Below are 14,717 nucleotides of genomic sequence, written 5' to 3' on the forward strand. Positions count from 1 at the left end.
GCGAAGGCTTATCACCTTATGCCGTGAGCCAGTAATAAAGACAAAATACAAGAAAATTCGCGCCATTGCGCAGTATTTTGTGAACGGTCGTTCCTATGACCGTCAATTCCATTGGTGATCACTGACGACTTGCTATCCCTCCTGTGCTGCCGGCACAGCTGATGACGGGTTTTTCAGCGAGTTCGAGAAAAGAATATCGTCAGGAATTTACGGCTCTCCGGTAACCGTGACCTTTCTCCACAAACTGGAATATTCACCGTTCGGACCGCACTTTTACCGATGGGTTTTTTATTCATACACAACCTGGGGCTCTCCCAGCTGGTTCTTCTGCACAGTTTCCCGTGCATTGGCCAGGGCCCGCTGTTGGGAGATTGGGCCTATGCGCACCCGATAAAATTGCTTGCCACTGCGCTCAACCGGACTGACAGAAACAGGATAGTCAATTGCTGCAGCCAAGCGAGCCCGAATTTTCTCGGCCTGGGCTGGGCTGCTATAGGCTCCCACTTGCAGGAAGGTATTTTCCGGCAGGCGGATACTGGCATCCTGGGGCAGGCCGCCAGTTACATCGCCAGCCAATAGGGTTTCCGTAACCGGTGGCAGGGTATTTGGGTCCAGCGCTTCTACCTCAACACGGGCAACACCCTGATTCACATAGTCCAACTTTTGCGCTGCTGTATAACTCAGGTCGATAATTCTGCCGTGAACAAAGGGGCCGCGGTCGTTAATGCGCACAATAATACTGCGCCCATTATCCAGGTTAGTTACCTTGGCATAACTGGGTAGCGGTAGGGTTTTGTGCGCGGCGGACATGGCATACATATTATAAATTTCGCCATTGGCAGTGCGTCGCCCATGAAATTTGGTGCCATACCAGGAGGCCTTACCCTGCTCTTTGTAGCCCTTAACCGCAGGGCGTACGTGATAGGTTACACCTTTGACTTTATAAGGGCTTTTATTGCCCGCCGGTCCGATTGGTTCCCGCATGGGTGTGGGCTCCGGCGTAGCGAGCATATTTACCGGTTTGGCTGGGCCGCTATCCTTAAGGCTATCGAAGTCCTGCTCGCCCTGCTTATTCGGCTTAATTTGCGGGCCGCCACAAGCGACCAAAAACAAAGCGGCGAGTAGGAACACTCGCCGTATATTGCGCTGAAACATAATCCCCCCGGCGCGCGGCAACCCCAGGCTGCCGTCTCCAAGCCGCTGTTATCTATAACTGCTCAGTAAAACAGAAAATTATTGATTACCACCATCACCATTAGTTCCCGGCTTTGGCAATTATTCTCAGGAATTATTTATCTCCAACTCAGCTCTTTCCGCCGCGCGCTTTAACAATCTCCTGGGCAAGTTCATTCACTGCCATGGCGTAGAGGCGGCTGCGGTTGTAAGTCGTAATAGTGGAGAAGTTATTCAGGCCTAACCAGTACTGCTTGCCCTGCTCAGTCTGCAGAGAGAAAACAATCGCGGGCATTTCGGGTGCCACTTGGCTGGTAGCATTAAAACCTTTTTCCGCCAGCTCACCCACTGTCCACTCGGGCTGTAGGGTATCGTTGACGATGGTCATATCTGCATTGGGGCGCGGGTTGGCTAATACAGTCGTTGGCTCTCCGGGCTTCCAGCCGTGTCTGGCCAGATAGTTAGCCACACTGCCGATCGCATCGGTTGTATTGGTCCAGATGTCCACCTTGCCATCTTCACTGAAATCCACCGCATAGGCGCGGTAGCTTGAAGGCATAAACTGGCCGTAACCCATGGCACCGGCATAGGAGCCCTTCAGCGCGAGAGGATCCATACCTTGATCACGGGTTAAAAGCAGGTAGTTTTCCAACTCCTTGGTAAAGAACTCAGAGCGGCGCGGGTAATTGAAGGCCAGGGTGGAGAGTGCATCCAGTACCCGGTAGCCTCCCATATTGCCACCGTAGCGGGTTTCAACCCCGATGATCGCGACAATAACCTCAGCTGGGACACCATACTTTTTCTCAGCTTCCGCCAGGGCCTCAGCATTCTTATCCCAAAAATCCACACCGCCGGCAATGCTTTGCGGAGTTAAAAATAGCTTTTTATATTGATACCAGGGCTTGGCTTTTTCTGCGGGGCGCTTGATCGCCTTGAGGATAGAGTCCTTGCGCTTGGCATTGCGCATCAGTTCCTGCATTTCGTTGCGGTCAAATTGATGTTCTTGCACCATATATTCCACAAACTTTTGCGCGTCGGCATTATCGCCGTGGCCGGGCTCCTGCGCACAAGCTGCAAGCGCTAGCCCCATACCAACCAATAGTCCCGAGGTCCACTTCAAAACCACCGCTCCTGTCTTCATCTCGCGTCTCTACATCCAGTTTTTGATTTGCGCCGCTGGTTCATCAAAAATGTACCCTGCGCCGCTCGGTCCCTACGGCCATGAGAATACCGAATCCCGCCATTAAGGTAATCAGTGAGGTTCCACCGTAACTGATTATTGGCAAGGGTACCCCCACCACTGGCAACAATCCCGTAACCATACCAATGTTTACAAACACATAGACAAAAAAAGTGAGGGTAATACTCCCCGCCAGCAGGCGCCCAAATAGATGTTGCGCCATAAAGCTAATATAGATGCCGCGGGCGATCACCAGCACATAGAGTAAAAGCAGTAATAGGACACCGCGCATCCCCCATTCCTCAGCCAACACCGCGATAATAAAGTCGGTATGGCTCTCCGGCAGAAAGTCCAGCTGCGATTGGGTGCCCTGCAAATAGCCTTTGCCATACACTCCCCCGGAACCTATAGCGGCTTTAGAGTTGAAAATGTTCCAGCCAGCACCAAAGCGATCATCGTGAGGATTCAGAAGTGTCAGGATACGCTGGCGCTGGTAGTCCCTGAGCCCCCACTGCCAGATTGGCCAAGCGGAAACCACCAAGCCCATAGCCGCCGCTCCGATCATCTTCCAGCTCAACCCGGCCAAATACAGCGCGAACAGGCCGGAAGCGGCGATCAGGATAGAGGTCCCTAAATCTGGCTGGCGCACAATTAAAGCGGCTGGAACCGCCACGATGGCCAGAGCCCCAATGACAGTCACAAGGGACGGGGGCTGGGCGCGCTGGTGCAGGAAAGCCGCCACCATCATCGGCACTCCCAACTTCATCACCTCCGAAGGCTGAAAGCGGAAGCCGGCAATCTCCAGCCAACGTTGGGCGCCCTTGGCACCGGTGCCAAAGAGCAACACCCCCACCAGCAGAGCGCAGCCGCCCAGATAGGCCCAGGGAGACCAGCGCCGATAAAAATCCAACGGAATCTGCGCGACAATAAACATGCCGGTGAACGCCAGGCACATAAATATAGACTGGCGCCGCACGTAGTTCATATCGCCGCCAGAAGCACTGTAGAGCACCCCCAGCCCCACAGAGGCAAGCACCAATAAAAGCACCAGCAGTGGCACATCAATGTGTAGGCGCCTCGCCAGACTCACCGGCTTTCGGAGACTGCCGTGAGCATCGGACAGCCGGTGAGAAAAATCGCGGCTAGCCATTATCCACCCCTTTGCTCAATCTGGTTTTCTGTGCCGTATTCTCTTGGGTGTCTGGTCGTGGCACCCACTCGGCAAATAATTCCCGCGCCACAGGCGCCGCCACGCCGCCACCGGCTTCACCATTCTCGACCAAGACCGCTACAGCAATACGCGGTTTATCCACAGGAGCAAAGGCGACAAACAGGGCGTGATCGCGGTGGCGCTCCTGAAGAGCCTCTGAGTCGTAACGGGCACCCTGGGCTATACCCACCACCTGGGCGGTGCCGGATTTTCCAGCGACACGAAAGTTCAGGTCTTTACCCGCGCGTTTGCCCGTGCCATAGCTGCGATTGACCACCGCCTCCATGCCCTCGAACACCAGGTCCCAATTATCAGGGTGCGCCTCCAGGTTATGCAGAATTTCCGCCGGCTGTTCGACCCCGTTGATGGTTTTCACCATTTGCGGGCGATAGTGGGTACCGCGATTGGCAATGGTAGCGGTCATCACCGCCAGCTGCAGTGGCGTCGCCAGGACAAACCCCTGCCCCAGCACGGCGTTCAGACTATCGCCAGGGAACCAGGGCATACCCCGCGCACCGCGCTTCCAATCCCGCGAGGGGAAGAGGCCGGAGCGTTCCATCGGCAGATCGATACCGGTCTTGGAACCCAGGCCGAAGTGAGCGGCCATATCGTGCATGCCATCAATATCCCAGCGGTGAGCCATATCCCAGAAATAGACGTCGCAGCTCTGCGCCATAGCCTGAATCAGATCCACCTTTTCTCCATGGCCCCAGCGCACATGGTCGCGGTATAGACGTGGATCATTTGGCAGCTTATAGAATCCCGGATCCTTAATTTTGGTTTCACGGGTGATCAGTCCAGCCTCGAGCCCGCCTAACCCCATCAGCGGCTTCAGGGTCGAACCAGGCGGGTATTGGCCCTGTACCGCACGGTTAAACAGCGGCACATCGAGGGAATCACTCAGGGCGCGATAATCAGCAAAGCTGATTCCGGTTACAAACAGGTTGGGGTCGAAGGAGGGCTTGCTGACGAAGGCCAGCACCCCACCGGTGTTCACATCGATGGCGACAACTGCACCGCGGCGATCGCCCAGGGCATCGGAGGCCACCTGTTGCAGGTGCGCATCAAGATGCAGGGTAAGGTCAGCACCGGGCTTGGGGTCCTGGCGCTCCAACACCCTCAATACTCGCCCGCGTGCATTGATCTCCACATTTTCATAACCTACTTCGCCGAGCAGGGTTTTCTCATAGGAGCGCTCCAGTCCCACCTTGCCGATACTGCGGGTGCCGCGATAGAGGCGCACGTCCTCTTTAGTGAAATTACTCAGGTCGCGATCACTGATACGCCCCACGTAACCAACACTGTGGGCAAACAGGTCTCCCAGGGCGTAGTAGCGCACCAACTCGGCCTCCACAGAAACTCCGGGCATGCGAAACTGGTTCACGCTGATCCGTGCGATTTCCTCCTCACTCAGACGAAACCTCAGAGGCACCGGTTCAAATGGACGGCGGCGACGCAAGCGTTTGCGAAATTTGGCCACATCGCCGTCACCCAGACGGACCAGATGGCCGACCAGTTCGAGGGTTGCGTCCAGGTCTTTCACCCGTTCACGCACAATAGAAAGGTTATAACTGGCGCGGTTATCCGCGAGTAATATACCGTTGCGATCGTAAATCAGCCCGCGAGTTGGAGCGACGGGGCGTACCTGAATACGGTTATCATCGGATTGGGTGCGGTAGTCATCGTAATCAACCACCTGCAAATTATAAAAACGCGCAATCAAAACCCCTAGCAACGCGATGACACCAACAATGGCCACCAACATGCGGTTGCGAAACAGTCGCTGCTCCGTGTGGGGGTCCTTGAGGTGATGATCGTGGGGCATTGGCGTTTTTTAAACGATTATGACTGGCGCGGGAAAAAACTAATTCGGACTACATTACCACAGCGAACGCACGGAGAGAGAATTCCAGTTGGCAAATCTCTCCGCACTTGGTCGCAAATGTCTTATTTGTGATAAGGGTGGCCGGCAAGCAGGGTCCAGGCGCGATAAATTTGCTCGGCCAAAACCACACGAACCAGAGGGTGCGGCAGGGTCAAAGGTGACAGAGACCAGCGCTGACGCGCCCTGCTCAGGCAGTCCTGCGAAAGCCCGTCTGGGCCGCCAATCAACAGGCTGACATTTTCCCCCAGCAGCTGCCAATCGCGCAGCTGGTCGGATAATTGCTCTGTACTCCAAGGCTTGCCCTTAACATCCAGCGCCACCACATGATCGCGCGGGCCGAGAGCAGCGAGCATCGCCTCGCCCTCTTTCTTGCGCGCTTTATCAATCAGTGCCGCAGAGCTTTTCTGGCCCCGCTGCCCCAGGGGAATCTCCACCATTTCCAGAGCAATTTCACGGGGCAGACGCTTGGCGTATTCGGCATAACCCTCCTGGACCCATGCCGGCATTTTGCCTCCGGCGGCGAGGATGCGAACCTTCACTTAATCAACCCTGATGGGGATCGCTACCATCCGCCTCGTCGCGGGTATTTGGAGTCATAGACCAGAGTTTTTCCAAGTCGTAGAAATTGCGCACATCCGCGAGCATTACATGCACTACCAGATCCCCATAATCCACCAGTACCCACTCGCCCTGCTCTTTGCCCTCAACACCAATCGGGCGCACACCCTCTTTCTTGAGTTCGTCCACCACATTTTCTGCCAGCGATTTTACCTGGCGGCTGGAGGTACCGGTGCAGATCACCAGGTTATCCATCACATCAGAAAATTCGGAAACATCCAGAGCGACAATGTCTTTGCCTTTCAGATCTTCCAGAGCATTTAGCGCGATATCTTTAATATTTGTCATAACACCTTGATTCATTACGGGTCACCAGTGGCAACCGATTCTGTGTAGAGTTGATGGTCTTCAATATATTGCAACACCGTTGCTGGCAGTAAGAAACGCGGAGACTGACCGCTGGCCAGCAACTGGCGAATCTGTGTAGCGGAAATTGGCAGCAGGGTTTGCTCGCGCAAGACCAGGCGACCTGAGGCATATTCATGTAAATCGGCCAGGGTGCCGCGATGCTGCTGCAGAAATTTCGCTAGCTCGGCATTGCCAGTGGCTGCGCTCGCTTCCGGCAAGTGCCAGCCGGGTCTGGTCACAACGACCAGGTGAGCCAGCTCCAACAGGCGTTGCCAACGATGCCAGCGATGCAAGGTCAACAAGGAGTCAGTACCCATACAGAAACTGATGGACACTTGTGGCCCCAATTCCTCACGCAGCGCTTCGAGGGTATCTACCGTATAAGTGTCACCACCGCGCTGCAGTTCCCGCTCATCCAGCTGCAATTCATCACAACCAGCCAATGCCAGTGCCAACATTTCACTGCGCTGGCGTGAAGAAACTCCCGGACTCTGACGGTGGCGAGGCTGATGGCTGGGTAGCAGACGCATTTCATCGAAACCCAGAGCCTGGCGCAGCTCTAGCGCCATGCGCAAATGGCCGAAGTGCACCGGGTCGAAAGTGCCGCCGAATAAGGCGATGGTCTGCCGCTTAGTTGCCAAAATTACCTCTTTACTGGCTGCCGGGCCCGAAAAACTATCGGCGGATATGCCCGTCACCGAGCACAATCCACTTTTGCGAGGTGAGCCCTTCGAGCCCCACCGGTCCACGGGCGTGGATTTTATCAGTACTGATACCGATTTCCGCCCCCAGGCCGTATTCAAACCCGTCGGCAAAGCGCGTGGAGGCATTAATAATCACCGAGCTGGCATCCACCTCGGCAAGAAAGCGACGACTGCGACTGTAATCCTGAGTCACAATGGCCTCGGTGTGGCCTGAGCCATAGCGGGCAATATGATCCATTGCGCCATCCATATCCGCCACGACGCGGATAGCGAGAATGGGCGCAAGGTACTCCTCACTCCAGTCGCTGTCACTGGCCACATTAATCTGTGGCCATATCTCTCTGCTGCGTTCACACCCGCGCAATTCTACGCCTTTCAGCGTATAGGCCTCAGCCAAGCGCGGCAGAATCTTCCCGGCAATTGCCTCGGCCACCAACAGCGTTTCCATAGCGTTACAAACGCCATAGCGGTGGGTCTTGGCATTCAAGGCGATCTCAAAGGCCTTCTGCTCGTCAGCCAGGTCATCGATATAGACGTGACAAACGCCGTGCAGGTGTTTGATCACCGGCACACTGGCCTCGCGACTGACTCTTTCGATCAAGCCGGTGCCACCACGTGGCACTATGACATCCACATAATCGGGCATGGTGATCAGGGCGCCCACTGCAGCGCGGTCGCTAGTATCCACTACCTGTACTGCCGTTTGCGGCAAGCCGGCCTCGCGCAGCCCTGCACTGATGCAGGCGGCGATAGCCCGGTTGGACTGCAACGCCTCACTACCGCCACGTAAAATAGTCGCATTACCGGATTTCAGGCAGAGACTGGCCGCATCGATAGTCACATTGGGGCGAGACTCGTAAATAATGCCCACTACTCCCAGGGGCACACGCATCTTGCCCACCTGAATTCCGCTGGGGCGATAGCACAAATCCTCAATTTCCCCCACCGGGTCCGGTAGGTCGGCCACCTGTATCAGCCCTTCGATCATACCGTCGATGCGCTCATCATTGAGTTCCAATCGGTCGAGCAGTGCCGCATCCAGACCGCGCTCGCGTCCGGCCTGCATATCAGCCGCATTGGCCTTGGCCAGTTCGATCCGATTGGCTTCCAACTCGGCAGCAATTGCTGCAAGGGCACGGTTCTTGACCTCAGTATCTGCGCGCGCCATTGTGCGAGAAGCTTCTCTAGCGGCTCGCCCCATCTGTTCGAGTTTGTCGCGGGTAGATTGCTGATCAGTGCTGGCTGTCGTGGTCACTTGGCTCTCCGTGCGAAATCCGGTCGGCCGCGCAGTATAACCCAGCAGCCGGGGGTTTAAACGGCATAAATGGATTCCTACTGCTGGGTTACTCCCTGCTCCAACGATCCAGGTTCTCAGCAATATTGGCGAGACGGGCCAAGGGGTCTTCCAGGGCCAGCAAATCCACTCTCGCTTTATCCTCAAGGGGTAACAACTGGGCCAGTTGCCAGGACAGGGCATCGGCGGAGTCGACATTATCGAACTTGAGTGAAAGATCCTTGGCACGCTCCTTTAACTCTTCCAGCACTGCCATTAGGCCATCGCAATCTGCAGGTATCGGCCGGGGGGCATTATCCGGCAACCACTCAACATCCCCCAGCAACAGGCCGTCTTCAGCCCGCTCGGTGTGACTGATGCGGAAGCGCCGCCGCCCTACTACCTGCACATGCAGCAAGCCCTCCTCTCCCTGACTCCAATCGACAATATGCACATAGACCCCAAGGGGCCAAACCGAGGCGTTGCCCACCTCGCCGCCAGAGCGAATCAAAACAACACCAAAGCCGCTCTCATTTTTCAGAGATTCGCTAACCAAATGCAGATAACGCTGTTCAAAGATACGCAGAGGTAGCGCAACACCTGGATAGAGGGGCACGCTCAGGGGAAAAAGGGGGATCTGTTGCAAAATGCTCTCTCGTTGGGTGGGTTGAAGTACTAAAGATACCACTGCCAACAGGATCACCGAGATTTCTGGCGAGGCCTTTAAGCGCCAATCCAATTGTTTGAGTGCAATATTCCACGGAATCCCGGTAATTGTCGGTGGCAAGCACGACCCACAGCCATTAAGCTGCTGCGGTTTATTAACGAATGGAGACTATTCATGCCTAAAGCAACAGCCCGCCATATCCTGGTACAGACCGAAGACAAGTGCCTGGAACTGAAAGATCAGATCGAAAATGGCGCCGATTTCGGCAAAATCGCGGAGCAGTTCTCCCAATGCCCTTCCGGCCGTTCCGGCGGTGACCTGGGTGAGTTCAGCAAGGGTATGATGGTGCCGGAGTTCGACAAGGTCGTTTTCTCTGAGGAACTGAACAAGGTACACGGCCCGGTAAAAACTCAGTTTGGTTACCACCTTCTGGAAATCACCAGCCGCCAGGATTAATTCTCCGCGAATTAATCTGCTAATAAAAAGCCGGGCAATTGCCCGGCTTTTTATTGCTAACTCTAAAAAATATTCCCTCAGGCCTTGGCTGCCCCCTCTGGAATTTCCACCTCACTTCTATCTACAGAACCGGCACCCAGAGGTTTGAATATCACCAATAACAATGGCAACAAAGTCAGTGAGCCCAGCAGTGCCGCGGACATGGCCGAGGCGGTCAAGAGGCCAAAGTAAATAGAAGGCACAAATTTGGACAGCGCCAGGATCGAGAAGCCGGCAATAATGGTGATCGCCGTGTAGAACATGGCGCGACCGATAGTTGCATGGCTGCGATGCATGGTAGCCAGGTAATTGCCGTCTTTGGCAAACTCGGCGCGGAAGCGGTACAGATAGTGAATCGCGTGATCCACCCCAATACCCACGGTAATCGCCGCAATGGTGATGGTCATCATATCCAATGGAATACCGGCGAGCCCCATACCACCGAGTACCACACAGGCCGCCAGCATATTCGGTACCAGCGCGATAATGGCAATCGACAGAGAACGGAACAACACCAGGAACATTAACAGGATGCCCACAAATACCGCCCCCAGGGTCAGGATTTGGGACTTAAACAAGCTCTGCAGCATATTGTTGTAGAGCACCAGCAGTCCTGTCTGGTGGATGTTTTCCGGCGCTATACCCATTTCATTATGCGCGTAATCGTAAATGCGCTCGATCAATTCGCCACGGCGCAGATTCGGATCAGTCTCCATCACCCGCAGGGTAATGCGGGCCTGATTGTTCTCAACCGAGAGATAGGGATCTACCAATACGCCGCGAATTTCCGGCGGCAGGCTGGTATTGGCCACCGCCAACTCAAAGTCATTGAGCTGGCCACCTTTCAAGTCACGAGCCACTTTGTACAGAGTGGCGAGGGACTGCACCTTGCCGATCTCTGGCTGTTCCTCCAGGTAATCGTGCAACTGTTCCAAGGTATTGAGACCAGCTACGGTGAACCAATAACTCTGTTCCTGAGACTCCTCTTCTCCGCCGAAAGGGTCATCTGAGGCAAAGGGATCTTCCTCTACCGCAAACGGATCTTCCTCCACTTCCATGGCAAAAGGATCTTCCTCACCTTCGAAGGCAGGCTCCTCTTCCACAGGCTTGTCGAGGATAATATCCAGGGTCACAGTGCCGCCCAGGCGGCGGTCAATCACCAGCATACCCTGGTAAATTTCGGTGGAATCATCGAAGTAATCGATAAAGCGGTTTTCCACTTTAAGCTGCAGCATTCCCGCCACACTGATCACCGCAGCGGCCAGGGACACCCCCAACACCACAAACTTATGGCGCTCGGCAAAGCTAGAGAAACGCAGGGTAAATGCATGGGAATTATCCGCACTCACTTTGCCCTGGCGCTTGGGCAGGATCATCAGAAAACTGGGGATAATCAGGAAGGACAACATCAGGGCTAGAGTTACCCCCATCGTCATCATCCAACCAAAGTCGATAACCGGGCGAATACCACTCACCACCAGCGATACAAACGCAACGATAGTGGTCAGGGCCGTGTACAGACAGGGCTTGGCCATAAACCGCACAGTCTGCAGCACCAGTGTTTCACGGCTCCAGTCGGGGTTTTGCGCAATATATTCGCGGTAACGCACCGCCAGGTGGATGGTGATCGCCAGGGTAATAATCAGCAGCAGCGCGACAAAGTTTGCGGAAATCACAGTCATGCGCCAGTCGAGCCAGCTGAGCAGGCCCAGGATCGTCACTGCGGTGGTGACACAGGTGAGCAGCGGTAACAGCACCCAACGGGGCTGACGGAAGATCAGCAACAGAGTCAGAATAATGAAGACGAGAATGCCCACACCAAACACTACCAGATCACTTTTGATAAAAGTGATCATGTCCGAAGTGATCATGGTCACACCGCCGAGGAACAACTCTGCCTCGCCTTTGTAACCGGCGAGAATCCCCCGCACCTCATCAACTCGCGCCCGCGCTTCCAACTCCTGAGCAGTGCGGTGCTCCAAATAGACGGCACTCACCTCTTCCAAGCGCGCAGCCTCTTCCGGGCTCAGGCCCTCACTATTGCGCTTGCGGCGCAGGGCATCGCGCTCGCGTACCAATTCTATACCGTGGCTATCCAGCGTCAGATTGGCGAGCAGTGCGGTGGTCTGGCCATCCGGGCTCAGAATCAATTCGCGGTAAATAGGGCTGGAGAGAAACTCCTGTCGGGCCAGGTCTCGATCAGTATCTGCCTGGGACAGAGTGCGAATCTCATCGGTGATATCGGTTAAAGACAGTTTGGGGCTGTACAGCAAAGGGACATCGAGGATGGTCTGTACACTGGAAACGCCATCTACTCCGGCCAGCTCATCGCGTAACTTGGCCAGAGCTTGTAGAGATTTATCGCTAAACAGGTCGCCATCCTTATAGCGATAGGTGACCACCAGGAAGTCCCCGCTAGCGTAGCGCTCGGCGATCTCACGAAAATAATCCAGGGACTCATCGGCCTCCAGGGTGAGGGAGTCCGCCGAGGCATCGATCTTGAAGCGGGGCAAGCCCATCGCTGCCAGCAGGGTGAGCAGGCCGATAACTACCAACACAGCCAGTGGCCGCTTGGTTACCAGGTATTCATACGAGTTCTTGAAAGCTGACAGCATAGGTTTTTGCTTCTATCCAATAAATCAGTGGGCCGCAGTACGGCGCATATTTTGATCGCCCCGGCAGTGCTGGTGCAAATACAAAATTTGCGTTTACACGGCGCTATTGGAAATATTTTCAGGGAGTATCGATATGTCCCAGATCGCGCTCGGGAAACAATAGGTCCCGCACGCGCCGCTTGAGTTCCTTTGCTCCGGGAAAACCGCCATCGCGCTTGCGCTCCCAGATCAAATTTTCACCAATGCGGATTTCGAATACTCCTCCAGTTCCGGGTTGTAATGCAACCTGTTGTAGGTCATCCGCAAAAGTGTGAAGCAACTCCTGGGCCATCCAGGTAGCCCGCAACATCCAATTGCACTGCACACAGTAGTGGATGGTTATGCTCGCTTTCACTATTTTTTATCTCCCTGTGACCTACTCACCCCAAGCCGGCAACAACTTTTGTTCCACGCCCAACTGATCGAGCAGTCTCGCCACCACAAAATCGACTATGTCTTCGACCGTGCGCGGCTTCTGATAAAAACCGGGGCTGGCCGGCAGAATCATCGCGCCCATGCGGGTGAGTTTGAGCATATTTTCCAGGTGAATCTCCGAGTAAGGCGCCTCGCGCGGAACCAAAATCAACTGGCGGCGCTCCTTCAACGCCACATCCGCAGCGCGCTCAATCAGATTATTGGAAGCTCCACAGGCAACGGCCGACAAAGTGCCACCGCTGGCCGGGCAGATCACCATGCTGGCCGACGCTCCAGTGCCGGATGCCACCGGCGAAAACCAGTCGCGCTTGCCAAACAATTTCAACTGGCCCTCCTGCGCGCCGAAGCGATCGGCGAGAAAAGCCTGCAGTGTGTCATCGTCGCCCTCCGGCAGTTGCAGGTCGGTCTCTGTATTGATCACTACCTGGGCCGCCTCAGACATCAACAGCCAGACGCGCACGCCAGAAGCGAGCAGGCACTGCAACAAACGCAGGCCGTATTGGGCCCCGGAAGCCCCAGTCATGGCCAGGGTAACGGTTTTATTAAATGTGGCTTGCTGCAAGATCACTTCCCCGATCACTAAAGTGCTGACTCTTTTCAGGTCGAATAGTTATATTTTTGCTCCAGGGCTCCAATCAAACGCTGATGGATACCACCGAAGCCGCCGTTACTCATCACCACGATATGACTGCCCTCACCGGCGAGCTGCAGTGCCGATTCCACACCATTCTCGATAGTGTCAAAAATCTTGGCCGGCACCGGAGAGTGGTGAGTAACTTCATTCAGCGACCAATTCATCCCTTGGGGCTGATACCACAACACCATATCCGCACCGCTACAGGCACTGGCCAACTGGCCCTGATGCACGCCCATACGCATGGTGTTGGAACGGGGTTCAATCAAGGCGATGATCTTGTCCTTGCCCACTTTGGCCCTGAGGCCCGTAAGCGTGGATTCGATCGCAGTTGGGTGGTGGGCAAAATCATCGTAAACGCGGATACCAGCCACTTCGCCCAGGCATTCCATACGGCGCTTTACGCCCTGAAAACGTCCGAGTGCGGTGGCACTTAGCTCAGGTACCACGCCCACATGACGAGCTGCAGCCATAGCGGCAAGACCATTGCGCACATTGTGCATACCGGTGAGATCCCACTCCACACGCGCCACTTTGGCACCCTCGAACAGCACACTAAAGCTGCTGCCATCCGCGGCAATATTCACCGCTCGCCAGTCGCCGGCACTGATTCCCGGCTGATCCTCACTGGCAAAGCGCTGAACTTCACTCCAGCAACCCTGCTGCAATACCTGCTCCACATTATCTTCTGCGGCGCTGACAATCAGGCCGTTGCCGGGCACCGTGCGAACTAGATGATGAAACTGCCGCTGGATCGCCGCCAAATCGTCGAAGATATCGGCGTGATCGAACTCCAGGTTGTTGATAATCACTGTGCGTGGGCGGTAATGCACAAACTTAGAGCGCTTATCGAAGAAGGCAGTATCGTATTCGTCCGCCTCCACCACAAAGAAAGGGGAATCCCCCAAGCGCGCAGACACTCCAAAGTTGCCTGGCACCCCCCCGATCAGGAAGCCCGGTTGCATATCCGCCGCTTCCAGAATCCAGGCCAACATGCTGGCAGTTGTGGTCTTGCCGTGAGTGCCCGCTACTGCCAGTACCCAGCGCCCACCGAGGAAGTGGTCACAGAGCCACTGGGCACCGGAGGTATAGGCCAGCCCCTGTTCAAGTACCGCTTCCACGGCGGGATTACCGCGGGACATGGCATTGCCGATAATGACCAGGTCTGGGGCCGGCTCCAACTGAGCCGGGTCATAGCCCTCGGTGATCTGAATACCCGCCTGCTGTAGTTGAGTGCTCATGGGGGGGTAAACATTGGCATCGCTACCGGTGACCCGGTGTCCTTCGGCCACCGCTAATTGGGCTAGGCTGCCCATAAAGGTGCCGCAAATACCGAGAATATGGATATGCATGGCGAAAATCTGTACTCCTGGGGGTTGCGGCGCAAGCTTACCACGGCAAAACAGGCCAGTAATTGCCAAATGCCCCGTTTGCCATGCAA

Annotated in this window: 14 protein-coding genes; 1 reads left to right on the forward strand and 13 read right to left on the reverse strand. The window is 55.3% G+C overall.

The window, feature by feature from the left end:
* Positions 1-288: 288 nt before the first annotated feature.
* From MJO52_RS21330 to MJO52_RS16845, 9 genes are all read right to left on the reverse strand, one after another.
* Positions 289-1,155 carry a septal ring lytic transglycosylase RlpA family protein gene (locus MJO52_RS21330; RefSeq protein ID WP_286036975.1) on the reverse strand — a complete coding sequence of 289 codons (867 nt, stop codon included), beginning with the start codon at positions 1,153-1,155 and terminating at the stop codon, positions 289-291.
* A gap of 148 nt (positions 1,156-1,303) precedes the next feature.
* Positions 1,304-2,314 carry a lytic murein transglycosylase B gene (gene mltB / locus MJO52_RS16810; RefSeq protein WP_252083121.1) on the reverse strand — a complete coding sequence of 337 codons (1,011 nt, stop codon included), beginning with the start codon at positions 2,312-2,314 and terminating at the stop codon, positions 1,304-1,306.
* A 43-nt stretch (positions 2,315-2,357) separates the two neighbouring features.
* Positions 2,358-3,503 carry a rod shape-determining protein RodA gene (gene rodA, locus MJO52_RS16815; protein WP_252083122.1) on the reverse strand — a complete coding sequence of 382 codons (1,146 nt, stop codon included), beginning with the start codon at positions 3,501-3,503 and terminating at the stop codon, positions 2,358-2,360.
* Entirely contained in the window at positions 3,496-5,388 is a 1,893-nt protein-coding gene (gene mrdA, locus MJO52_RS16820) for a penicillin-binding protein 2 (RefSeq protein ID WP_252083123.1), read from the reverse strand. Before mrdA ends, rodA begins: the two co-directional genes overlap by 8 nt.
* A gap of 122 nt (positions 5,389-5,510) precedes the next feature.
* Positions 5,511-5,987, reverse strand: coding sequence for a 23S rRNA (pseudouridine(1915)-N(3))-methyltransferase RlmH (rlmH, locus tag MJO52_RS16825; protein WP_252083124.1), 477 nt, complete (start codon positions 5,985-5,987; stop codon positions 5,511-5,513).
* A gap of 4 nt (positions 5,988-5,991) precedes the next feature.
* Entirely contained in the window at positions 5,992-6,369 is a 378-nt protein-coding gene (rsfS, locus tag MJO52_RS16830; RefSeq protein ID WP_252083125.1) for a ribosome silencing factor, read from the reverse strand.
* Positions 6,369-7,112, reverse strand: a complete 744-nt coding sequence (nadD, locus tag MJO52_RS16835) for a nicotinate-nucleotide adenylyltransferase (protein ID WP_353505441.1) — start codon at positions 7,110-7,112, stop codon at positions 6,369-6,371. The genes rsfS and nadD overlap by 1 nt, the downstream gene beginning before the upstream one ends.
* Positions 7,090-8,373: a glutamate-5-semialdehyde dehydrogenase gene (locus tag MJO52_RS16840; protein WP_286036976.1), complete on the reverse strand. Its 1,284-nt coding sequence runs from the start codon at positions 8,371-8,373 to the stop codon at positions 7,090-7,092. Before MJO52_RS16840 ends, nadD begins: the two co-directional genes overlap by 23 nt.
* A gap of 88 nt (positions 8,374-8,461) precedes the next feature.
* Positions 8,462-9,178 (reverse strand): LON peptidase substrate-binding domain-containing protein, encoded by a 717-nt coding sequence (locus tag MJO52_RS16845; protein ID WP_252083126.1) that lies wholly within the window; start codon positions 9,176-9,178, stop codon positions 8,462-8,464.
* A 54-nt stretch (positions 9,179-9,232) separates the two neighbouring features.
* Between MJO52_RS16845 and MJO52_RS16850 the strand changes: the two genes are divergently transcribed.
* On the forward strand, positions 9,233-9,514 hold the full coding sequence (locus tag MJO52_RS16850) for a peptidylprolyl isomerase (protein ID WP_252083127.1): 282 nt from the start codon (positions 9,233-9,235) through the stop codon (positions 9,512-9,514).
* Between the two features lie 77 nt (positions 9,515-9,591).
* On the opposite strand, the gene MJO52_RS16855 is transcribed toward MJO52_RS16850, so the two are convergent.
* The 4 genes from MJO52_RS16855 to mpl all read right to left on the reverse strand — a co-directional run bounded on the left by MJO52_RS16855 (position 9,592) and on the right by mpl (position 14,628).
* The gene (locus tag MJO52_RS16855; RefSeq protein WP_252083128.1) at positions 9,592-12,168 is read right to left on the reverse strand and encodes an efflux RND transporter permease subunit; all 2,577 of its coding nucleotides are present in this window, start codon (positions 12,166-12,168) and stop codon (positions 9,592-9,594) included.
* A 118-nt stretch (positions 12,169-12,286) separates the two neighbouring features.
* On the reverse strand, positions 12,287-12,562 hold the full coding sequence (locus MJO52_RS16860; RefSeq protein WP_286036977.1) for a SelT/SelW/SelH family protein: 276 nt from the start codon (positions 12,560-12,562) through the stop codon (positions 12,287-12,289).
* 21 nt (positions 12,563-12,583) lie between these two features.
* Positions 12,584-13,210 (reverse strand): flavin prenyltransferase UbiX, encoded by a 627-nt coding sequence (locus MJO52_RS16865; protein WP_435583650.1) that lies wholly within the window; start codon positions 13,208-13,210, stop codon positions 12,584-12,586.
* 29 nt (positions 13,211-13,239) lie between these two features.
* Complete coding sequence (mpl, locus tag MJO52_RS16870; RefSeq protein ID WP_252083129.1) at positions 13,240-14,628, reverse strand: UDP-N-acetylmuramate:L-alanyl-gamma-D-glutamyl-meso-diaminopimelate ligase; 1,389 nt, start codon at positions 14,626-14,628, stop codon at positions 13,240-13,242.
* Positions 14,629-14,717: the final 89 nt, after the last annotated feature.

The sequence above is a fragment of the Microbulbifer variabilis genome (assembly GCF_023716485.1).
GTDB classification, from domain to species: Bacteria; Pseudomonadota; Gammaproteobacteria; order Pseudomonadales; family Cellvibrionaceae; genus Microbulbifer; species Microbulbifer variabilis_B.